Annotated in this window: 21 protein-coding genes; 2 read left to right on the plus strand and 19 right to left on the minus strand. The window is 67.8% G+C overall.

Annotated features, from left to right (window positions below):
• Positions 1–249: 249 nt before the first annotated feature.
• The 14 genes from AC3IR9_RS05085 to AC3IR9_RS05150 form a co-directional block, all read right to left on the minus strand.
• The gene (locus AC3IR9_RS05085) at positions 250–2679 is read right to left on the minus strand and encodes a TonB-dependent receptor domain-containing protein (protein WP_489294454.1); all 2430 of its coding nucleotides are present in this window, start codon (positions 2677–2679) and stop codon (positions 250–252) included.
• 147 nt (positions 2680–2826) lie between these two features.
• Positions 2827–3246 carry a hypothetical protein gene (locus tag AC3IR9_RS05090; protein ID WP_489294455.1) on the minus strand — a complete coding sequence of 140 codons (420 nt, stop codon included), beginning with the start codon at positions 3244–3246 and terminating at the stop codon, positions 2827–2829.
• A 113-nt stretch (positions 3247–3359) separates the two neighbouring features.
• A complete protein-coding gene (locus AC3IR9_RS05095; protein WP_489294456.1) occupies positions 3360–4046 on the minus strand; it encodes a Fe2+-dependent dioxygenase in 687 nt (228 codons plus the stop codon).
• Between the two features lie 47 nt (positions 4047–4093).
• Positions 4094–6415 carry a catecholate siderophore receptor Fiu gene (locus tag AC3IR9_RS05100; protein WP_489294458.1) on the minus strand — a complete coding sequence of 774 codons (2322 nt, stop codon included), beginning with the start codon at positions 6413–6415 and terminating at the stop codon, positions 4094–4096.
• A 194-nt stretch (positions 6416–6609) separates the two neighbouring features.
• Positions 6610–7002: a hypothetical protein gene (locus AC3IR9_RS05105; RefSeq protein WP_489294460.1), complete on the minus strand. Its 393-nt coding sequence runs from the start codon at positions 7000–7002 to the stop codon at positions 6610–6612.
• Between the two features lie 80 nt (positions 7003–7082).
• On the minus strand, positions 7083–7415 hold the full coding sequence (locus AC3IR9_RS05110) for a non-heme iron oxygenase ferredoxin subunit (protein ID WP_489294462.1): 333 nt from the start codon (positions 7413–7415) through the stop codon (positions 7083–7085).
• Positions 7412–7948, minus strand: coding sequence for a GNAT family N-acetyltransferase (locus AC3IR9_RS05115; RefSeq protein ID WP_489294463.1), 537 nt, complete (start codon positions 7946–7948; stop codon positions 7412–7414). Before AC3IR9_RS05115 ends, AC3IR9_RS05110 begins: the two co-directional genes overlap by 4 nt.
• A 62-nt stretch (positions 7949–8010) precedes the next feature.
• Positions 8011–9132: a TonB family protein gene (locus AC3IR9_RS05120; RefSeq protein WP_489294464.1), complete on the minus strand. Its 1122-nt coding sequence runs from the start codon at positions 9130–9132 to the stop codon at positions 8011–8013.
• 13 nt (positions 9133–9145) lie between these two features.
• Positions 9146–9739, minus strand: a complete 594-nt coding sequence (locus AC3IR9_RS05125; RefSeq protein WP_489294466.1) for a biliverdin-producing heme oxygenase — start codon at positions 9737–9739, stop codon at positions 9146–9148.
• 198 nt (positions 9740–9937) lie between these two features.
• Positions 9938–11194, minus strand: a complete 1257-nt coding sequence (locus tag AC3IR9_RS05130) for a cysteine desulfurase (protein WP_489294467.1) — start codon at positions 11192–11194, stop codon at positions 9938–9940.
• The gene (sufD, locus tag AC3IR9_RS05135) at positions 11191–12453 is read right to left on the minus strand and encodes a Fe-S cluster assembly protein SufD (protein ID WP_489294469.1); all 1263 of its coding nucleotides are present in this window, start codon (positions 12451–12453) and stop codon (positions 11191–11193) included. The genes AC3IR9_RS05130 and sufD overlap by 4 nt, the downstream gene beginning before the upstream one ends.
• A complete protein-coding gene (gene sufC, locus AC3IR9_RS05140) occupies positions 12453–13217 on the minus strand; it encodes a Fe-S cluster assembly ATPase SufC (protein ID WP_489294470.1) in 765 nt (254 codons plus the stop codon). The genes sufD and sufC overlap by 1 nt, the downstream gene beginning before the upstream one ends.
• An 84-nt stretch (positions 13218–13301) precedes the next feature.
• Positions 13302–14777 (minus strand): Fe-S cluster assembly protein SufB, encoded by a 1476-nt coding sequence (sufB, locus tag AC3IR9_RS05145; protein WP_489294471.1) that lies wholly within the window; start codon positions 14775–14777, stop codon positions 13302–13304.
• Between the two features lie 16 nt (positions 14778–14793).
• Entirely contained in the window at positions 14794–15246 is a 453-nt protein-coding gene (locus AC3IR9_RS05150) for an SUF system Fe-S cluster assembly regulator (RefSeq protein ID WP_489294473.1), read from the minus strand.
• A gap of 176 nt (positions 15247–15422) precedes the next feature.
• On the opposite strand from AC3IR9_RS05150, the gene AC3IR9_RS05155 reads away from it, so the two are divergent.
• Positions 15423–15890 carry an SET domain-containing protein gene (locus AC3IR9_RS05155; RefSeq protein WP_489294474.1) on the plus strand — a complete coding sequence of 156 codons (468 nt, stop codon included), beginning with the start codon at positions 15423–15425 and terminating at the stop codon, positions 15888–15890.
• A gap of 214 nt (positions 15891–16104) precedes the next feature.
• On the opposite strand, the gene AC3IR9_RS05160 is transcribed toward AC3IR9_RS05155, so the two are convergent.
• The 4 genes from AC3IR9_RS05160 to AC3IR9_RS05175 form a co-directional block, all read right to left on the minus strand.
• Complete coding sequence (locus AC3IR9_RS05160) at positions 16105–16701, minus strand: DUF1439 domain-containing protein (RefSeq protein WP_489294476.1); 597 nt, start codon at positions 16699–16701, stop codon at positions 16105–16107.
• A 93-nt stretch (positions 16702–16794) separates the two neighbouring features.
• Entirely contained in the window at positions 16795–17337 is a 543-nt protein-coding gene (locus tag AC3IR9_RS05165; protein WP_489294478.1) for a hypothetical protein, read from the minus strand.
• A 50-nt stretch (positions 17338–17387) separates the two neighbouring features.
• Complete coding sequence (locus tag AC3IR9_RS05170) at positions 17388–17696, minus strand: DUF3861 family protein (protein WP_489294479.1); 309 nt, start codon at positions 17694–17696, stop codon at positions 17388–17390.
• A gap of 274 nt (positions 17697–17970) precedes the next feature.
• Positions 17971–18369: an HU family DNA-binding protein gene (locus AC3IR9_RS05175; protein WP_489294481.1), complete on the minus strand. Its 399-nt coding sequence runs from the start codon at positions 18367–18369 to the stop codon at positions 17971–17973.
• A 378-nt stretch (positions 18370–18747) separates the two neighbouring features.
• Here AC3IR9_RS05175 and AC3IR9_RS05180 point away from each other — a divergent pair, with 378 nt between their 5' ends.
• Entirely contained in the window at positions 18748–19179 is a 432-nt protein-coding gene (locus AC3IR9_RS05180; protein WP_489294483.1) for an OsmC family protein, read from the plus strand.
• 108 nt (positions 19180–19287) lie between these two features.
• Here AC3IR9_RS05180 and AC3IR9_RS05185 read toward each other — a convergent pair whose 3' ends face one another.
• Positions 19288–20163 carry a PhzF family phenazine biosynthesis protein gene (locus AC3IR9_RS05185; RefSeq protein ID WP_489294484.1) on the minus strand — a complete coding sequence of 292 codons (876 nt, stop codon included), beginning with the start codon at positions 20161–20163 and terminating at the stop codon, positions 19288–19290.
• Positions 20164–20247: the final 84 nt, after the last annotated feature.

Here is a 20247-nt window from a genome sequence, read left to right on the forward strand (position 1 = left end):
ACTTGCAGCGTGCCCCGCAACCCCACCCCAACCGACCCAGCCAAGTACCCCAACCGACCCAGCCAAGTACCCCAACCGACCCAGCCAAGTACCCCAACCGACCCAGCCAAGTACCCCAACCGACCCAGCCAAGTACCCCAACCGACCCAGCCAAGTACCCCAACCGACCCAGCCAAGTACCCCAACCGACCCAGCCAAGTACCCCAACCGACCCAGCCAAGTACCCCAACAGCCCCGACGCAGTTCGCCTTAGAACTTCGCGTTCAACGACACCCAATAGCTGCGGCGCTGGTCCTTGGTGGCGTAATCGTCCACGCAGTTGTACTCGCTGTCGCTGATCAGCACGCACGACTGCGAGACGAAGTCCTTGTCGAACAGGTTGTTGACCCGCGCGTTGACCGTCAGCCACCGGTTGATGTTCCAGCTGCCGCCGAGGTGGAAGATCGTGTAGTCCTCGTAGTAGCGCACCTGCGAATTGCTCACCCCGCCCACGTTGCTGACCAGCGTGTCGCGGTAACGGTCGTAGCGGCCCTCGCCGATCAACGACAGGCTCACCGCGTCGTTGATCTGCCAGTTCAGGCTGGCATTGGCCATGTGCCTGGCCGGCGTCGTCGTGCTGCCCACCGGCTTGCCCTTGTCCACGCCGCTGGTCTGCTCGGACCGGGTATGGGTGTAGTTGCCGCGCAACTGCAGGTTGTCCAGCAGGTCCACGTTCGCGGCCGCCTCGATGCCGCGGGTCTCGGCCTTGTCGATGTTCACGCTCTGGCTGAAGGTGCTGTAGCCCAGCGCCGCCCAGCCCGGGCCGACGTCCACGCAGTAGCCGCTGCCGGCCGGCGCGACTTCGCAGTTCGGGAACGTGCCGCCACTGGCGATCTTGTCATCGAACTTGTTGAGGAAACCGGTGATGTTGAAGCCCCAACGGTCGCCCTCGTAGTACGCCGCGACCTCGTAGTTGGTGCTGGTTTCCGGCTGGAGGTTGGGCGAGCCCACCAACGGCAGCACACCCTGCCCACCGAAGCCGGTGACGCCGGGGAACAGCTGGTCCGGGCGCGGCGTCTTGTAGCCGGTGCTCACGCCGCCCTTGAACGTCCACGCGTCGCTGGCGTTCCACACCAGGTAGCCGCGCGGACTGACGTGGCTGCCGAAGATGTTGTGGTCGTCATAGCGCACGCCCACCGTGGCGGTCAGCGTGTCGGTCAGCGACCAGTTGTCCTCGGCGAAGACCGACCACATCCGGTGCTGCTGCTTGACGTTGTCGCGGTAACCGGCGCCATCCATGCCGAACACCCCGTCGACCATGTCGGTGTCGTTGTACTGGCCGCCCACGGTCAGTTTGTGCGCGCCGAAGGTCATGTCCAGCATCGTGTCCAGCACATAGCCTTCCAGCTCCATCGTGCGCAGCGGGCGCGGCAGGAAGGCCTGCAGGCGGGCCTGCTCGCTGGCGTTGAGTGCACCCAGGCCGTTGTTGCGGCCGGCCGCGCAGTTGGCCGCCGCACCGGTGCGCGCGCAGACGTCGTTCCACAGCGCCTGCAGGTCGCCGCGCTCGTCCAGGGTCAGTGGCAGCGAACGGCCCAGGTTGTTGCTGGTGGTGTGGGTCAGCGTGGTCTGCCACGTGCCGAACGAATACCGGCCCTGGTGGCTCAGTGCCAGCTGGTCGCGCTCGTAGCGCTGGTAGGCGGTGTAACCCACGCGCGGCTGCACCACGCGGCGACTGACCGTGCCGCTGCCGTTCGGGTTGGGAAGGGTGGCATTGCCGACCCGCCACAGGCTGGCCAGGCTGTCCAGGGTGCCGGTCTGGCCTTCGCTGTTGTCGTATTTCTGCCGCGATACGTCGTAGTCCAGCGACAGGTCGTGGTCATCGTTGATCGTCCAGTTCAAGCGCACGCCGGTGTTCCAGTTGGTGTTGGCCACCGCCTTGCCACCGCCACCAAAACCGATGCTGCGCGACCACAGCGTGCCGTCCGGCAACGGCAGGTCGTCCCATTCCGGGTTGGACGCCTTGGCGTCGTAGTAGCTGCCGCGCACGGCCAGGCCCAGGCGGTCCTTGACCAGCGGGCCGGTCAGGTACACATCGGTGGTGCGCGCATCGCCGAACTGGTCGTCCTGCTGCAGCGTGAAGCCCTGGGTGACCGAGCCGTGCCAGCTGTCCTGGTTGCGACGGGTGATGATGTTGATGACACCGCCCATCGCATCGGACCCGTACAGGGTGGACATCGGCCCGCGGACCACTTCAATCCGCTCGATCGCATCCAGCGGCGGCAGGTAGGCGAACTGGCCGCCACCGAAGTTGTTGGGGTACAACTGGCCGACATTGCTCTGGCGGCGGCCGTCGATCAGCACCAGGGTGTATTCGGACGGCAGCCCGCGCATGGAGATGGTGGCGCGGCCGTTCTTGTCGGTGGTTTCCATGCCCACGTCGATGCCTTCCACATCGCGCAGCGCATCCACCAGGCTGGTGTAGGGGCGCTTGCTCAGTTCCTCGCGGCTGACCACGCTGATGCTGGCCGGGGCATCGGTGATCTTCTGCTCGAAGCCGGCGGCGGTCACCACCACTTTGTCCAGCGTGGTCGGTGCGGCCTCGCCGTGGGCGATGGCGGGCGCGGCGCCCAGGGCGCAGAGCAGGGCAGTGCTCAACGAGCAACGGGACAGGGACGTACGACGACGCTGGCGCTGGGCCATGGCAGTAACCTCGAAAAGAAAAACGAACGCGAGGTGCCGCAGGCGCAGGGGCCGCGGCACGGGCAGAAGATCAGGAACGGGCCCGCAGGGCGGGCAGGCAGCGCGATGGGCAGCAGGTACGGCGAGGCCGCGCCTGCTTGCCGGCAATCAGCCTTGTGGAGGCGCCTGGCCGCGCTGTACGCGCAACCCGGGGGCCGAGGGCAGCGGCGTGGCCGGGGCCGAATCAATCGAAGGAGCGACCTGCGGCGGCAGTGGCAGCAGGCTGGCCATCAGCGTGTCCAGCGACACCGGCAACGGCGGTTGCGGGCGCTTGGCCGGGGCCGCTGTGGCGGTGCGGCGCGGTTTGGCCGGGTTTTCTTCCTGCGGCGCGGTTTCACCGCCGCCAGGGCGTTCTTCGGCCGGCAGCTGCAGTACCCACGCCGCGCTGCCCGGCACGGCCCGATCCAGCACCGGCAAACCGGCCAGCAGCATCGCCAGCACGGTCAGCCACGCCAGCACGCTGGCCAACGCGGGTCGCTGCCCGCGCATGGCGGGGGCGAAGCTGCGATGGCGATGCGGATGGCGCAAGGGGGTTCCCGGTGAGCGGCGCAACCGGGTCAGTCCGGGCGCGAGGCGGCGGAATTGTAAATGGGATTGGTTATCCAACGCAAATGCGAATGATTTGCGAATGAGCGACGCGCTTACACCTCGCTCCAGCGCCGCAGCAGGTTGTGGTACACGCCGCTGAGCTGCAGCACGGCGGCTGCATCGGCGCCGCTGACACGCAGGGTTTCGATCGCGCCGTCCATTTCCAGCAGCATGCGCCGCGCGCTGTCGTCGCGGACCATGCTCTGTACCCAGAAGAACGAGGCCAGGCGGGCCCCACGGGTGACGGGATTGACCCGGTGCAGGCTGCTGGAGGGGTACAGCACCAGGTCGCCGGCGGGCAGTTTGACCTCGTGCTCGCCGTAGGTGTCGCTGATTACCAGTTCACCGCCGTCGTAGTCGTCCGGCGGCCCCAGGAACAGGGTGCACGACACGTCCGAGCGCAGGTGGGTGCGTTGTCCATCGTGGCCGGTGATCATCACCGCGCCGTCGACATGGAAGCCGTACTCGCCGCCGCCCTGGTAGCGGTTGAAGCGCGGCGGCAGGATGCGCAATGGCAGCGCGGCGGCAAAGAACAGCGGGTGGCGTTCGAGTGCGGCCAGCACGATGCGGCCCAGTTCGGCCTTGAGCACGGACGCATCGGGCAGTTGCTCGTTGCGCTTGACCTGCGCGCCCTGCGCGCCGACGGTTTCGCGGCCATCGGCCCAGTCTGCCACCGCGAGGGCGCGCTGCAGGTGGGCCAGCTCGTCGGCGGTCAGTACAGCGGGAACATGCAGCAGCATGGCGGATCCTTGTGCGGCGCGAGGGGCTGCCCCGCGCCGCCCGTGGCTCAGAACCGGTAGTCGGCGCTGAGCAGGAACGAGCGCGGCGCGCCCGGGGTGTAACGGTAGCCGCTCTTGTTGATCGCAGCCACGTACTGCTTGTCAAACAGGTTGTAGGCGTTCAAACGCAGCAGCAGGTGCTCGTTGATCGCATACGAGGCCACGGCATCGTAGACAGTGTAGGACTTGGTGAAGGCCGGCGTGCCGACCGCACCGTCGGTGCCGCGATGCATGGAGCCGGCATAGCGCGCACCGCCGCCGAGCGTCAGCCCGAACGGGAAGGTGTAGGTGGTCCAGCTGGTGAAGGTGTCGCCGGGGGTATAGGTCAGGTTGCGGGTCCCGTCGGCGGCGGTGTTGGCGCCTTCTTCCACTTTGGTATCCAGGTGGCTGTAACCGGCCGATACCGACCAGTTGTCGGTGATGCGGCCGACCGTGGACACTTCGATGCCCTGCACCGACTTCTTGCCGGTCTGGGTCGGGTTGCCGGCGTCGTCCAGGACCTGGGTGTTGATCTCGTTGCTGACCTCGGTCTTGAACAGCGCCACGTTGAAGGCCAGCGCGTCGTCCAGGAAGTTCCACTTGGTGCCCACCTCGACGGTCTTGGCCTTCTGCGGGTCCAGGCTGGGGTTGTCGGCGCTGCTGGCCGAGGTGCTCAGCTGGAAGTTGCTGCCGCCGGGGGGCTGCTGGGAAATGGCGTAGTTGGCGTACAGGCTGACGATGTCATCGACCTTGTAGACCGCGCCCAGTTTCCAGTTGATCAAGGTATCGGACTGGGCCAGCGACGGGTTCGCAATCACCGTGCCGACCGGGCTGCTGCCACAGGCCGGGCCGCGGCCGCCGCAGACCGTCGCGCTCTGGTATTCGGTCTTGTAGTGGTCCGCGCGCAGGCCGGCGGTAAGCAGGAAGCGCTCGCCGATGTTGAGCGTGTCAAACAGATACACCGAGGAGGTGGTGGTCTTGCCGCGGCTGTCGGCGCCGTTGTGCGCCCAGCTCAGCCCGGTCGCATTCCAGTCCGGTGCGTACAGGTTGGCCGGCGACCAGGTGGTGCCACCGGTTGCGGCCTGGCCGAAGCTCTTCAGTTCTTCACGGGTGAACTCCAGGCCGGTGCTCAGGTTGTGCACGATCGCGCCGGTGCTGAAGTCCGCGCGCAGGTTCAGCTGGTCGGTCAGGATGGTGTTCTGCTGGTCCTTGAAGGTCGGCAGGCTGCGCGCCAGGGTGTAGCTGCCCAGGTCGCCGGGCGTGGTGTAACGGATGTTGCCGCTCGGCGCGCCGTTGCCGCCGCGCGCGCCGGTGCCCATGAAGGCGGTCAGCAGGTAGTCCTGGTCGGTGCGGCCCCAGCGTGCGGTGTTGGTCAGGCGGACGCTGTCGTTGAAGTCGTGCTCGATGCGGAAGGTGGCCATCTTCGCGGTGACATCGTCGTGGTCGGCGCGGGTACCGTAGAAGTTCTCCGGATTCACCGGGTGCCCGGCCAGCGGCTCCAGCGTGGGCTGCGGGATCCAGCCGGGCAGGCCCAGGGTGGGCACGCCGCCATCGGGCACGTTGTCCTGGTCCACATAGAGCAGGTTGAGGAAGTAGCGGGTGCTGGTGCCCAGCCCGAATGCCAGCGACGGCGCGATGCCCCAGCGCTTGTTGTTGACGTGGTCGCGGCCGGGCTGGTCGCTGTCCTGCCACATGGCATTCAGGCGCAGCGCGCTGGTGTTGCCCAGGCGCTGGTTCCAGTCGGCGGTGGTGCGCTTCTGGCTGTCGGTGCCGGCCGAAACCGTGCCGGACATCGCGTCATGCAGGGTGGCCTGCTTGCTGACCATGTTGATCGCACCGGTCGGCGCGGAGCGGCCGTTGTCGGTGCCGGCCGGGCCCTTGGCCACTTCCACCTGCTCGGTGTTGAACACGTCGCGTGAGATCGAGCCGAGGTCGCGCACGCCATCGACGAAGATGCTGCTGGAGGTGTCGAAGCCGCGCATGAAGATGCTGTCGCCGGTATTGGTGTTGCCGTTCTCACCCACGTAGAAGGTGCCCACGCCCGGGCTGTTGCGCAGTGCATCGGTCAGCGTGGTGGCGCCCTGCTGGTTGAACAGGTCGGCGGTGATCACCTGGATGGTCTGCGGGGTGTCCTGCAGCGACTGGGTGAACTTGGGCGAAGCCACCTTGTCGGCTTTGTAGCCGCGGACCCCGACCACATGGACCTGGTCCAGCGTCTGCGGCGCGTTTGCGTTGGACTGGGCGTGGGCCAGGCCCGGCAGGACCACCAGGCTCAGCCCGGTCACCAGACCGGCGGTGGCGAGGCTGGCGGCGCTGCGCGGAGAAGGGGAGTGTTTGCGGCTCTTGATCATGGTCGGGGCGGCCCAGGTAGGCGAAACAGCGGAAATGCAGCGAAGGGAAGACCGAAGGCGTGCGCGGACGTGCAGGGCCGGGTGCGCCGGTGGCGCCGAGCAGGCTGGAAACACACGGGAGTCGGGCAGGCCAGGCAGGCGGCTGCGCGCGGGCGCAGGCACGAAAGGCCACCACGCAGGGCGTGGGGCCCGGATCAGGCGTAGGGAGGGGCGTGGCCGGGGTTGAGCCGCAGCGACGGTTCCAGCAACGGCCAGCGCAGCGCATCGGCTGGCCACAGCGGCACCACCGCGACCCACGCCGGACGGCCCAGGCGCAGCGCGGTGGCGTGGCTGCCGGTATCGGGATCGGCACCGCTCTCGACGGTGATGCTGGTCTCGCTGAGCGGGGCTTCCGGCGCGGGGGCCGGCGGGGTCTTCAGCCGGGCCCAGGCCGCCGACGGTACGTCCTGCAGCGTGGCCAGGCCCGCCTTCCACGGCGTGGATGGCGAGGACGCAGCCGCCCCGTTCAGCCAGCCGCACGCCAGCAGCACCACGCAAAGCGTGGCCCACAGGGCGGCAATACCGATAGTGGAACGGTGGGCGGACACGGGGTACCGGGCAGAAGCGACCGGACGGCCGCAATGCCTATGGTAATAGTAATAATTCGCGTTTTCAAAACGCCGCCCGTTCAGTCGCGGTCGTCGCGGGTCCAGACCCCGTCGTGTTCACGCTTGACCGGGAACTTCGCCACCGGCGAATAGGCCGGGGCGCAGAGGGCGCGGCCATCGCGGATATCGAAGCGCGCGCCGTGCAGCACGCACTCGATGCTGGCCTCGCCGGTGTCGAAGGTGCCCGAGGACAGCTCGAACTCATCGTGGGTGCACTGGTCTTCCAGCGCGTACAGCTCGCCCTCCAGGTTGAACACCACGATCGGGGTGCCGGTAACCTCGTCGAACGTGCTTTTCATCTCGCCGGGCAGCAGTTCGGCGCTGGCGCAGACAAAGGTCCAGGTCTCGCTCACGCCTGGGCCACCAGCGGCTTTTCCAGCAGCTCGAACTGCAGGTCGTCGCGCTTGGGGATGCCGAAGCGCTCGTCGCCGTACGGGAACGGCTTCTTGATGCCGGTGCGGACGTAGCCGCGGCGCTCGTAGAAGGCGATCAGCTCGTCGCGCACGTCGATCACCGTCATCTGCATCACCGGCACGCCCCATTCGCGCGCGGCGTGGGCTTCTGCGGCCTCGATCATGATCTTGCCGACGCCACCGCCCTGCTGGGCCGGGTCGACCGAGAACATGCCGAAGTAGCCCTTGCCGTGGTCGTCGGCCACGTGCGCGCAGGCCAGCAGCTGGCCATCGCGTTCGGCCAGCAGGATGGTCGAGCGCGGCTTGGCCAGGTCGGCCTGCAGGCCCTGCGCGTCGATGCGGGCACCGTCGAGCAGGTCCGCTTCGGTGGTCCAGCCGGCGCGGCTGGCGTCGCCCCGGTAGGCCGAGGTGACAAGGGCGATCAGGGCGGGAATGTCGGCGGTGGTAGCCGCGCGGAAGGTCAGGGTGGTCATGCGGCCATTGTAGTGCCGGCCGCTGACCGGCGGCAGCGGATGTCACTCCCTGCGCGTTTCCCTCAACGCATGAAGAACTCCACCGGGAACGACAGCTCGACCGGCGTCGGTCGATCATCGGGTACCGCCGGCAGCGGCGCGGCGCGGCGGAAGGTTTCCAGCGCGGCCTGGTCCAGCAGCGGGAAACCGGAGGTCTTCTCCAGCGACAGTGCCAACAGGCTGCCATTGCGGGCCAGGCTGACCCGGACCTGCACCACGCCTTCCTGGCGGCGTGCACGCGCGGGCGACGGGTAGCGGCGGAAGCGCTCCAGCCGCGCCATCACGCGGCCCTCCCAGCTATCGCGGCCGGGCGTGGCTTCGTTCGGCCCGGGCGGCAGCGGCGGGCTGGGTGGGGCGGCCGCGACCGAGGCTTCCTGTTGCAGTGGTGCCGGTGAATCCAGCGCCGGCTGCGGTGGGGTGGCCGGCGCAATCACCCAGTGGGCGGCGGCGCGCGGTGGCGTCTGCGGCAGCGGGCGTGGCGGTTCCGGCGTCTGCTCGACCATCGCGGCGGCAGTGCTGGGAGTGGGGGCGAGGATGTCTTCCGGCGGCACTTCCGGTGCCTGCGGCGGCAGCAGCACCAGCTGCGTGCGGTCGGCCGGCGGTGGCGGCAGGTCGGCCATGCCGTGGGTGCGCGCCCACAGCAGCGCGGCGAAGAGGGCGACATGGGCCAGGACGGTCGAACTGGCGGCCAGCCCGTGTGCGTGGCGTTCGCCGAAGGCCAGCAGCCGGTTGGGTGGGCTGCCGCGCGGCACCGGGCGGCACAGCAGGTACAGCGCGCAGCTGCCCATGCCGATCGCCACGGCGATCCACAGCACGAACGAGGGGTGGGCGAAATACCAGAACGTGGCAAAGCCGAAGGCCATGCCGCTGCAGGCGAACCCCTTGGCCCGGCGCGACATCGCGCCCTGTTCGCGCCACAGCACCAGCGGCGGGCCGAAGCGCGGGTGCTGCAGCAGCCAGCGTTCGAAGCGCGGCGAAGATTTCCCGAAGCAGCCGGCGGCCAGGATCATGAAGATGGTGGTGGGCATCACTGGCAACAGGGCGCCGATGATGCCCAGTGCCACCATCAGCAGCCCGAGCAGCAGGTAGCCCATGCGCACCACGCGGTGTCGCGGGCGCGTGATCGGGCGGCGCAGGACAGGCACGCTGGCGGCCATGTCAGTCGGCGAACGCCTGCTCGACAAAGCCGTGTACGCGCACGAAGGCCTGGGTGGCGCCGTCGATCAGGCGCTGCTCCTGGGCCGGGTCCAGCGGCGTGCTGTCCAGCACGGCGGTGAACTGGCGCCAGTGACGGGCGCGTCCGTCCGGATGCCCGGCCAGGTGGCGGGCACCGCGATCGGCATCCAGGCCGATCTTCGCGGCCAGCTTGAACAGGATCGCCGCACCCAGGTTGGAACCTTCGGCCACGTACAACCAGCCCAGTGCGGTGGTCAGGTCGGTGTCGACCGGTAGCGCCTGGGTGTCGTCGGCGGGCAGGACCTCGCCCAGGTCGGCCATGTCCTGCTGCAGGTCCTGCAGGCGCTGGCGCCCGGCCAGGTCCGGGACCACCGCTTGTAACGCAGGCAACGCATACAGCGCGGCAATGTCGCGGTGGAAGCGGTACTGCACGCGCAGGAAGCGCCGGTAGTTGTCGGTGGAGGCGAACGGTTGGCCGCGCATGATGCGCTGGTCGAGGCGGTCATGGGTGGCGTGGGTTGCGTCTTTCAGGCGCTGGCTGCGGGTGATGGCTGCCGGGGCGGGGGAGGCGGACATGCGGGGCTCCTTGGACGAACGGCGTTGCTTGCATATCGTGGGGAACGACCGGGGCCGACGTTGCCAGTCATGCAAATGAGAAGTGTTCGCATTATGGCACGGTCGTGGCTGGGCCGCGATCGGTGCAGGGGGACGGCCGCAAATGGAAACGCCGCGATCTCTCGCGGCGTTTCTGCGTTCCCTTGCGGCGGAAAGGCCTCAGCCCAGCAGCTTGCGCACCTTGTTCAGCGCGGCAACAAACCGCTCGATCTCCGTATGCGTGTTGTAGAACGCCAGCGACGCCCGACACGTAGCCGCCACGCCGTAATACTGCAGCAGCGGGTGCGCGCAGTGCTGGCCCGAGCGCACGGCCACGCCTTCCAGGTCCAGCAGGGTTGCCAGGTCGTGCGCGTGCGCGCCTTCGACCAGGAATGAAACCACGGCCGCCTTGTCCGGGGTGGTGCCGAAGATGCGCAGGCCGTCGATCTTGCCCAGCTCTTCGTTGAAGTGCGCCAGCAGCTCGGCCTCGCGCGCTTCGATGTGGTCCAGGCCGATCGATTCCAGGTAGTCCACGGCCACGCCCAGGCCGATGAAGCCGGCAATGTTCGGGGTGCCGGCTTCAAACTTGTGCGGGGCCTCGTTGAACACGGTGCCCTCGAAGCTGACTTCCTTGATCATCTCGCCGCCACCGATGAACGGCGGCATCGCGTCGAGGTGTTCGCGGCGTGCCCACAGGGCGCCGGTGCCGGTGGGGCCGCACATTTTGTGGCCGGTGATGGCGTAGAAGTCGCAGCCGATCGAAGGGATGTCGATGCGGCGGTGCGGCGCGGCCTGCGAGCCGTCGACCACGGTGATGATGCCGCGCTTGCGCGCTTCCCGGCAGATCTCGCGGACCGGGTTGACCGTGCCGAGCACGTTGGAGACGTGGGTGACCGCGAGCAGCTTGACCTCGGCGGTCATCGCCTTGCGCAGCGCATCCAGGTCCAGCGCGCCCTCCGGGGTGATCTCGGCCACCCGGATCGTGGCGCCGGTGCGCTCGGCAACCAGCTGCCACGGCACGATGTTGGCGTGGTGCTCCATCCGCGACACCAGGATGACATCGCCGGCTTTCAGCCGCGGCAGCGCCCACGAGTAGGCCACCAGGTTGATCGCAAAGGTGGTGCCGCTGCACAACACCAGCTCGCTGGCACGCACGTTGAGGAAGCGCGCCAGCTTGTTGCGCGCCCCTTCATAGGCATCGGTGGCCTCGGTGCCGAGCGCGTGCACGGCGCGGCTGACGTTGGCGTTGTAGCGCCGGTAGAACTCGTCCAGCGCGCCGATCACCTGCACCGGCTTCTGGCCGGTGTTGGCGTTGTCGAAGTAGACCAGCGGCTTGCCGTGCACTTCGCGCATCAGCAGCGGGAAGTCCAGCCGCACGCGGTCCCAGTCGGGGGCGACGTCGGGGGCGGCGACCGGGCGCGGCGTGGACAGGTTCATGCCATGCCCGCCTGGGCCAGCGCGATGTCGAGCTGGCGGCTGAGCTGTTCGGTCAGGCGCGCATCGAGCACCTTGAGCGGTTCGTGGCAGAACGCGGCGCTGAGCAGCTGCTGGGCCTGTTCGGCAGCCAGGCCGCGCGAGCGCAGGTAGAACAGCGCGTTGGCATCCAGCTGGCCCACCGTGGCGCCGTGCGCGGCCTTGACCTCGTCGGCGTCGATCACCAGCGTGGGCTGGGTATCGATCTCGGCGTCGGCCGACAGCAGCAGGTTCTTGTTGGACAGGTTGGCATCGGTGCCATCGGCGCCTTCGCGGATGTGGATGCCGCCATGGAACACCACCCGGCTGCGGTTGGCGGCGACGCCGCGCCAGACCATTTCCGAGGCGGTATCGCGTGCGATGTGGTCGATGCCCAGGCGGGTGTCGATGTGGCGGCGGCCATTGCCGAGCAGCACGCCATTGGCGGTCAGCTGGGCGTTGTCGCCTTCCAGGCGCACGTTGAGCTCGTGGCGGCTCAGTGCCGCGCTCAGCTCCAGGTCGACGCGACGGTACTGCGCGTTGCGTCCCAGCACCGCATCGGTGCGCAGCAGGGCAGTGGCGCGGGCGCTGTCGGCCTGCACGCGGGCGTGCGAGAGCACCGCATCGGCAGCGAGGTGGACGTGCACCAGGGTGTTGTCCAGGTGCGCGGCGTCGCCGACATGCAGGTGATGCTCGACCACGCCGAGGGTGGCGCCGGCACGCAGCTCGATCAGGTGGCGGTGGTGCCAGGCCAGGTCGGTGCTGCCGGCCACGCTGATGAAGACCAGCTGCAGCGGCACCTCGACCTGCGCGCCGTCATCGACACGGATCAGCACGCCCTCGTCGGCAAGCGCGGCGTTGAGGCGGGCGAACACTTCGTCGCTGCGTTCAAAGCGGCGGCCGAGGAAGCGTAGTGCCTCCTCGCCGGCCGCCAGCGCCGAGGACAGGGTCTGCAGCTGCACGCCGGCCGGCAGTGCGGCCAGGTCGCTGAGCGCATCGGACGGGCGGCCGTTGACGAACACCAGGCGCGGCGACGGGATGTCGGCCAGCAGCGCGGGGTCGACATCGGCAGCGGCCAGCGGCGCCGGGCTGAAGCTGCGGCGTTCCAGCTGGCGCAGCGAGGTGTACTTCCAGGCTTCGGTACGCGGGCCGGGCAGGCCGGCCTGCAGTGCAGCGTCCAGTTCGGCGCGACGGGCATCGCTGCCGCAGAAGCCGCTGGCGAGGGAATCCAGCAGGACGCTCATCAGACCGCTGCCTCCGGTACCACGCGGTCCTTCAGGAAGTGGTAGCCGTGGGCTTCCAGTTCCAGCGCCAGCTCCGGGCCGCCGCTCTGCACGATCCTGCCGTCGGCCAGCACATGCACCACGTCCGGCTTGATGTAATCCAGCAGGCGCTGGTAATGGGTGATCACGATGAACGAACGGTCCGGTGAGCGCAGTGCGTTGACGCCGTCGGCCACGCTCTTGAGCGCGTCGATGTCCAGGCCGCTGTCGGTCTCGTCCAGGATCGCCAGCTTCGGTTCGAGCACGGCCAGCTGGAAGATCTCGTTGCGCTTCTTCTCGCCACCGGAGAAGCCTTCGTTGACGCCCCGGTGCAGCAGTTCGTCCTTGAGGTGCAGCACGGCCAGCTTCTGCCGGACCAGCTTGAGGAACTGCATCGAATCCAGTTCTTCCTCGCCGCGCGCCTTGCGCTGGGCGTTGAGCGCGGCGCGCAGGAAGTAGGTGTTGTTCACCCCGGGAATTTCCACCGGGTACTGGAAGGCCAGGAACAGGCCGGCGGCGGCGCGCTCTTCCGGAGCCAGGTCGAGCAGGTTGGCGCCTTCGAACTGTACGCTGCCTTCGCTGACGTCATAGCCGTCGCGGCCGGCCAGCACGTTGCCCAAGGTGGACTTGCCGGCGCCGTTGGGCCCCATGATGGCGTGCACCTGGCCGGGCTTCACGTCCAGCGACAGGCCCTTGAGGATTTCCTTGTCGCCGATGCGGGCGTGGAGGTTTTCGATCTTCAGCATGGTAAGTATCCGTAAAACGGACCGGAGCCCGCGTAGTGCCACGCCGTGCGTGGCAAAAATAAAAGTCGCAACGCGCCCGGCGCGTTACCCCACCGAGCCTTCCAGCGACACGTCCAGCAGCTTCTTGGCTTCCACGGCGAACTCCATCGGCAGCTCGCGGAACACCTGCTTGCAGAAGCCGTCGACGATCATCGACACCGCGTTTTCCTGGTCGATGCCGCGGGCGCGGCAATAGAACAGCTGGTCGTCGGAGATCTTGGAGGTGGTGGCTTCGTGCTCGACCGTCGCGCTGGGGTTCTTGACCTCGATGTACGGGAAGGTATGCGCGCCGCACTTCTTGCCGATCAGCAGCGAATCGCACTGGGTGTAATTGCGCGCGCCCTCGGCATTGCGGTCGATCCTGACCAGGCCGCGATAGGTGTTCTGGCCGCGGCCGGCGCTGATCCCCTTGCTGATGATCTTGCTCTTGGTGCGCTTGCCGATGTGGATCATCTTGGTGCCGGTATCGGCCTGCTGGCGGTGGTGGGTCAGCGCCACCGAGTGGAACTCGCCCACCGAGTCATCGCCGAGCAGCACGCAGGACGGGTATTTCCAGGTGATCGCCGAGCCGGTCTCGACCTGGGTCCAGGTGACCTTGCTGCGTGCGCCACGGCATTCGGCACGCTTGGTGACGAAGTTGTAGATGCCACCCACACCGTTCTCATCGCCCGGGTACCAGTTCTGCACCGTGGAATACTTGATCTCGGCATCGTCCAGCGCCACCAGCTCGACCACCGCGGCGTGCAACTGGTTCTCATCGCGCATCGGCGCGGTGCAGCCTTCCAGGTAGGACACGTACGCCTTGTCCTCGCAGATGATCAGGGTGCGCTCGAACTGGCCGGTGTGGCCGGCGTTGATGCGGAAATAGGTGCTCAGTTCCATCGGGCAGCGCACGCCGCTGGGGATGAACACGAAGCTGCCATCGGAGAACACGGCCGAGTTGAGCGCGGCGAAGTAGTTGTCGCCCACCGGCACCACCGTGCCCAGGTACTGCTTGACCAGCTCGGGGTGCTCCTTGATGGCCTCGGACATCGAGCAGAAGATCACGCCCTTCTCGGCCAGTTCCTTGCGGAAGGTGGTACCGACGGAGACCGAGTCGAACACCGCATCCACGGCCACGCCGGCCAGCCTGGCGCGCTCGTGCAGCGGCACGCCCAGCTTGTCGTAGGTATCCAGCAGCTCCTTGGGCACGTCATCGAGCGAGGCGTACTTCGGGCCCTTGGGCGCGGAGTAGTAGCTGAGTGCCTGCAGGTCGATCGCGGCGATCTGCAGCTTGGCCCAGTCCGGCATCGGCATGGTCAGGAAATGACGGTAGGCGTCCAGGCGCCACTGCGTCATCCATTCCGGCTCTTCCTTCTTGGCCGACAGGGCACGGATGGTGTCCTCGTCCAGGCCAGGCGGCAGCGAGTCCGATTCGATCTCGGTGATGAAGCCGGCGGCGTACTTGCGGCCGAGCTGCTCATGGATCTCGCGGTTGGGGGTATCGCCGGCGGCGACGGTGTCGAGGGTATCGGTGGCCATGGGGGCTGCCTACGGATCAGGAGATGACATCCGCCGCGATCGCGCGACGGGGGGCATCAACAAGGGGAAGAGGGGGCAGGATCTGCGCCAGGCTGACCGCACGCAGTGCTTCGGACACCACGTCGTTGATCAGCCGCCAGCTGCTGCGCGCACCGCATTGGCGTTCGCGCCCGCACTGGCTGTGGTCGTGCGCGCACTCGGTCAGGCCCAGCGGCCCTTCCATGGCTTCCACGATTTCGAACAGGGTGATCTGTTCGGCCGCACGGGTCAGCCGGTAGCCGCCGCGCACGCCGCGCAGGCCTTCGACCAGGCCGGCCTGGGCCAGCGGCTTGAGCAGCTTGCTGACCGTGGGCGGCTCAAGGCGGGCGAACTCGGCCAGTTCGGTCGCACTGAGCACCTCGCCCGGGCGGGCGGCGAGCACGGTCAGCACGACGGTGGCGTAATCGGTGAGCTTGGTGACGCGGAGCATGGGGAGGGCAGAACCATAAAGCGGACTGAAATTGTACGCTTTTATCGGCGGGCATCCAACCCACCCCGTTCAGCGGCCGTGGCGGTACGTATCGGTGGGCACGGGGTGCGGCGGCGCTTTGGCAATCACAAAGATTAAGCGAGAATCGGATCCTACCTTCCGCAACGGCCAGCCAGATGCCCAAGAAGATCCAAGCCCGCAAGTCCGCCATCCACGGCAACGGCGTATTCGCGCTGGCGCCGCTCAAGCAGGGCGAGCGGGTCATCCAGTACAAGGGCCTGCTGCGCAGCCACGCCGACGTGGATGCCGATGATACCGGGGACGTGGAAAGCGGTCACACCTTCCTGTTCACCCTGAACGACGATTACGTCATCGATGCCAACTACAAGGGCAACGACGCGCGCTGGTTGAACCACAGCTGCGACCCGAACTGCGAGGCGGTGATCGAAGAGGCCGAGGGCGACAACCGCCGCGAGGACAAGGTGTTCATCGAGGCGATCAAGGCCATCCAGCCCGGCGACGAACTGACCTACAACTACGGCATCACCCTCGCCGAGCGCCACACCGCACGCTTGAAGAAGATCTGGGAATGCCGCTGCGGTGCGAAGAAGTGCACCGGGACGATGTTGCAGCCCAAGCGCTGAAGCAGGCATCGGCCGTTGGTCGATGCATCGCATCGCCGGGGCGTACCGACCAACGGTCGGTACCTACCGCGAATCTACCCACGGTCCGTGCCCAATCTACGGCGTACCGACCAACGGTCGGTACCTGCCGCGTATCTACCCACGGTCGGTACCTGCCGGTGTTTCACGGGTCCGCCGCCGGTAGGTATCGACCGTTGGTCGATACGCGGCCCAGTCAGTTGCCCAGCATCCCCGCCGGCACCAGCTTGCCCAGGTCCTGGTTGAAGGTGACCACCAGCTTGCCGTTCTCCACCTGCGCCGACTGCACCTGCAGCGCGCCGAGCACGCTGGCCACGGTCGGATCGATCTTGTAGATCGGCTCGCGACGGGCGTAGTCGGTCAGCCAGGCATTGAGCAGGCTGCGGGTGCGTGAATCCAGGCGGCCGCCGTTGTTGGCCGGGGTGAAGTCGTCCACGGTCGGCTGGTCCAGGTGGAAGCCCTGGGTCTGGGCGTCATAACGCAGGCCGCTGCTCAGCTTCACCTTGCCCAGCGCAGCGGGTGCGCCGCCGGCGGTGGCCATTGCCACATCGAATCCAAGGTCGAGCCGGTTGCCCTGTGGCAGGGCGAGCTGGGGATGGCTCATGGTCATCGCGATCAGGCCGCCGAGGGCGTCCTGGGTGCGCGGAAAGCTGCCGTCCAGGTACTGCTGGACGTCGGTGGCGCCGACCGACAGCTGGCGACCGGACACGCTGGGGGCGGCCTGCGCGCCCACGGCCGCGGCGATCAGTACGGTACAGGCGGCAAGGCGGGACAACAGCGGGCGTACGTTCATGGCGTCAGGCCTTGGGAAGGAGATGCCCACGATAGCGCCTTCGGCTGAATCCAGCTTGGACGCCAGAGCCATGCAACGCGGGCGTGGGGTAGCTCACTCCAGTACCGGTTGCAGCGAGGCGCCATGGATCTCCCAGCCGCTGCCATCCGGTCGCGGTTGCAGTCGGTACCAGCCCTTGAAGTGCATCGTGCCGTCGGCAGTGACTGCGCGCAGCCGTACCGGCACCTCTCGCAGCCGTGAAGGGTGCACGTTATCGCGGGCCACGGCAGGGTCGGTATCCACGCGCAGCGTGCGCAGGCCGGACAGGCCGCGAAGTGCGGCGTCGTCAGCATGGGTGGAGGTGCGGCCGCCACTCCAGAATGCATCGGCGGCAGTACGGTCACCACGCATCAGTGCGTTGAGGTAGTGCCGGACCACGGTGTTCTCATCGTCGGCGCTGGTGGGCACCGCCGCCAGCACCGGTACCGCAGGGCCAGCCTGCGATCCAGGCGTTGCGCCGTCGTCATGGGCGGCCCGCTCGCGTGGCTGCGGCTCGGATGCGGCGCTGGGCCGCGCATCGGTTGCGGCGTCATCGGCATTGCGCTGGCACGAACAACCGCCCAGCAGCAGCGGTAACAGGATCACGGCACGACGCATGGCGGTCTCTCCCCGGAGAAGGGCAGAGTGTAGCGTCCCGGTGGGGCGGCTCAGGGCGTGCGCTGGATCGCGTCGAGGGCCTGCAGCACTTCATCCAGCCTGGGCTGCAGGGCGGTCAGGGGATGGCTGGGCTCGTCGGCGTGGCGCCGCGCCAGGTCGTGCAGCAGCTGGGTGGCCACGATCGCCGCGGCGCGCTCGTCGCCGCTCAGGCCAGTGTGGCGGCGCGCCGCTTCCAGCAGCCGCATCCAGTCCTGCTGGGCACGATGTTCCAGTTCGATCGTGCAGCGTCCGCTGCACTGCAACCCGTCCTTCTCGATCGGGGTGACGGTAATGCGGTAACGCTGGGAGGGGCTGGTCATGGCGGCTGGCGTTGGGGGGACGTAGCCACCATAGGCGTGCCGTTGGGCGTGGACGAGCGGCGCGGTCGCACGCAGTGTTCCACCTTGTGCGTTCCGTCGCTGCCGCGCGGCCCCAAGACGATTGGGGCGACGGGGTTTGCACGCACAACCGGGCTGCCAGCAGCGCTGGGCAACGCTGTGTTTCGCGTGGGGGATTCCCCCAGGCGGGGCGAAGAACCAAAAAAAACGGGGCGGCCAATGGCCGCCCCGTTCGGTGCTGCAGGAAACGCGCTGATTACAGCGCGGCGTCCTTGAGCTTCTTGAGCGGACGCACTTTCAGCTTGGTGGATGCCGGCTTGGCGGCAAACCACTGTTCTTCCTTCGTGAACGGGTTGATGCCCTTGCGCTTCGGCTTGGCGGCAACGCTGACGGTGGTGATCTTCAGCAGGCCCGGCAGGGTGAAGCTGCCAGCGCCCTTCTTGTGCACCGAAGCGGCCACCGCGCCTTCCAGCGAGGCGAGTACGGCGCGCACGTCCTTGGCAACAACGCCGGACGCTTCAACGATGTGTGCAACCAGACCAGACTTGCTCAGTGCGTCCTTGATCGGCTTGGGAGCGGCCGGCTTTGCGGCTGCCTTGGTAGCGACTTTCTTTACTGCCTTCTTCGGGGCAGCCTTCTTAGCGGTCTTTGCCATGGTTTCCTGATTCCGTGAACGGTTGGTTGTGTGGTCGCGCCGAACCCGGTCGGCAAGCGAAATGTAGGGCAACCCGGCGGCCGCGCCAATAGGCAATCGCATAAAAATTCGTGATTTCCTGCCTGCCGGTTACCGCAGCGCATCAGGTCATGCCCGGAAAACAGGGGTTGCCAAGGCCAGGACGGCGCGCGGCGCGGCCGGCGAAAAACAGCTGGAACATGCGCAAACCCCTTGAAAACAGCGGTTTTTTTCTCGCAATGGCGGCGGCCGTCGCGCTATTTCGACGGTGTCGTGCCACGGTGAAGGCACCGGCCCGACGCGACGCTAACGCCGTGCGATCTACGCTGGAGCTGCCATTCATCCGCAGGAGACACACCGATGGGCATTTCGCGTCATGCCACCGCGCACTGGGAAGGTGACCTCAAGACAGGCAAGGGACAATTGAGCACGCCGCAGAGCGGCTTGATGGACAAGACCCGCTATGCCTTCAGCAGCCGCTTTGGCGATGAAAAGGGCACCAACCCCGAAGAGCTGATCGCCGCCGCGCATGCCGGCTGCTTCACCATGGCCCTGTCGGCCAAGCTCACCGAAGCCGGTTTCGTACCGACCTCGCTGGATACCGAGGCCAAGGTCGACCTCTCGATGGACGGGGGCCCGCAGCTCTCGCAGATCACCCTGACGGTGAAGGCCGTGGTGCCCGGGATCGACGCCGCGCAGTTCCGCGCGATTGCCGATGATGCCAAGCAGAACTGCCCGGTGTCCAAGGCGTTGAGCGCGGTACCGATCAGTCTCGACGCCGAACTGGCTTGATTGCCAGCCCGCGCAGGGACGGCGCCGGCCATGGGTCGGCCCCGTCCCTTCGTGTCGGGTATCCATAGCAGGGCGTGAACCTGTCCGGAGACGGCCCGGTGCGGGCAATTACCAGTCCAGGCTGCCGCGGATCACGGTCTGCACCTGGCCGCCGGACCAGACCTCGCCGGCGGCGTCTATCTGCAGGCTCAGGCGTGCATCGTGCCCCACTTCACGGCCCTGGCTGACGACATAACGGCGTGCGCCGCCGGGCAGGGCGTTGCGGCTGTCCAGCCAGGCGGCAAGCACGGCATTGGCCGCGCCGGAGGCGGCATCTTCAAACCGGCGGCCATTGCCGACGAACGCACGAACCGCCAGGTCCCACGGCTGGCCCTGGCTGTACGCAAAGGCGAACACCCCCATGCTGTCGGTGCTTTCGGCCAACCCGGCGATCGCCGCCCAGTCCGGCTGCAGGCCGCGCAGCGCGGCTTCGTCGGCCAGCGCAACCACCCACCAGCTGCGACCGCCGGCCATCCGTGCCGGTGGCAACGCGCCCAATGGCCAGCCGGCCAGGGCCGCCGCCAGGCGCGGGTCGTCGGCGCCACTCACCTCGGCCACCTGGGCGCGCGGGGTGCGGATGGCAATGCGGCGCTGCGCGCCGTCGCCGTCCACGCGCAACGGCAGTGCCCCGGCAATGCCGTCCTGCACCAGCACGCCGTCCACCGGCGTGGCCAGCCCGGCCTCCAGCACCGCGTGGGCGGTACCGACGCTGGGATGGCCGGCAAACGGCACTTCCTTCTGCGGGCTGAACATACGGATGCGGTAGCTGGTGCCGGGCATCTGCGCGGGGAACACGAAGGTGGTTTCCGGCAGCCGGGTCCAGCGGGCGATCGCCTGCATGGCCGCATCGTCCAGACCCTCGGCGTCGAGCACCACCGCCAGCGGATTGCCGGCACCGGGATGGGGGGAAAACACGTCCAGCTGCAGGAAACGGCGTGAGGTCATGGGGAAGGGTCCATGGAACGGCCGGGCAGCTTACCAATCCCGGCCTGCCCACTGCCGGGGCCGGGCTTGGCATAGAATCGGGGG

The sequence above is a fragment of the Stenotrophomonas sp. GL_101 genome (assembly GCF_057835675.1).

Bases quoted from the DNA above. Each gene is read 5' to 3' on its own strand.
- AC3IR9_RS05085 (WP_489294454.1), bottom strand. From the start codon at position 2,679: ATGGCCCAGCGCCAGCGTCGTCGTACGTCCCTGTCCCGTTGCTCGTTG.
- AC3IR9_RS05095 (WP_489294456.1), bottom strand. From the start codon at position 4,046: ATGCTGCTGCATGTTCCCGCTGTACTGACCGCCGACGAGCTGGCCCAC.
- AC3IR9_RS05100 (WP_489294458.1), bottom strand. From the start codon at position 6,415: ATGATCAAGAGCCGCAAACACTCCCCTTCTCCGCGCAGCGCCGCCAGC.
- AC3IR9_RS05115 (WP_489294463.1), bottom strand. From the start codon at position 7,948: ATGACCACCCTGACCTTCCGCGCGGCTACCACCGCCGACATTCCCGCC.
- AC3IR9_RS05125 (WP_489294466.1), bottom strand. From the start codon at position 9,739: ATGTCCGCCTCCCCCGCCCCGGCAGCCATCACCCGCAGCCAGCGCCTG.
- AC3IR9_RS05130 (WP_489294467.1), bottom strand. From the start codon at position 11,194: ATGAACCTGTCCACGCCGCGCCCGGTCGCCGCCCCCGACGTCGCCCCC.
- sufD (WP_489294469.1), bottom strand. From the start codon at position 12,453: ATGAGCGTCCTGCTGGATTCCCTCGCCAGCGGCTTCTGCGGCAGCGAT.
- sufC (WP_489294470.1), bottom strand. From the start codon at position 13,217: ATGCTGAAGATCGAAAACCTCCACGCCCGCATCGGCGACAAGGAAATC.
- sufB (WP_489294471.1), bottom strand. From the start codon at position 14,777: ATGGCCACCGATACCCTCGACACCGTCGCCGCCGGCGATACCCCCAAC.
- AC3IR9_RS05150 (WP_489294473.1), bottom strand. From the start codon at position 15,246: ATGCTCCGCGTCACCAAGCTCACCGATTACGCCACCGTCGTGCTGACC.
- AC3IR9_RS05155 (WP_489294474.1), top strand. From the start codon at position 15,423: ATGCCCAAGAAGATCCAAGCCCGCAAGTCCGCCATCCACGGCAACGGC.
- AC3IR9_RS05160 (WP_489294476.1), bottom strand. From the start codon at position 16,701: ATGAACGTACGCCCGCTGTTGTCCCGCCTTGCCGCCTGTACCGTACTG.
- AC3IR9_RS05165 (WP_489294478.1), bottom strand. From the start codon at position 17,337: ATGCGTCGTGCCGTGATCCTGTTACCGCTGCTGCTGGGCGGTTGTTCG.
- AC3IR9_RS05170 (WP_489294479.1), bottom strand. From the start codon at position 17,696: ATGACCAGCCCCTCCCAGCGTTACCGCATTACCGTCACCCCGATCGAG.
- AC3IR9_RS05175 (WP_489294481.1), bottom strand. From the start codon at position 18,369: ATGGCAAAGACCGCTAAGAAGGCTGCCCCGAAGAAGGCAGTAAAGAAA.
- AC3IR9_RS05180 (WP_489294483.1), top strand. From the start codon at position 18,748: ATGGGCATTTCGCGTCATGCCACCGCGCACTGGGAAGGTGACCTCAAG.
- AC3IR9_RS05185 (WP_489294484.1), bottom strand. From the start codon at position 20,163: ATGACCTCACGCCGTTTCCTGCAGCTGGACGTGTTTTCCCCCCATCCC.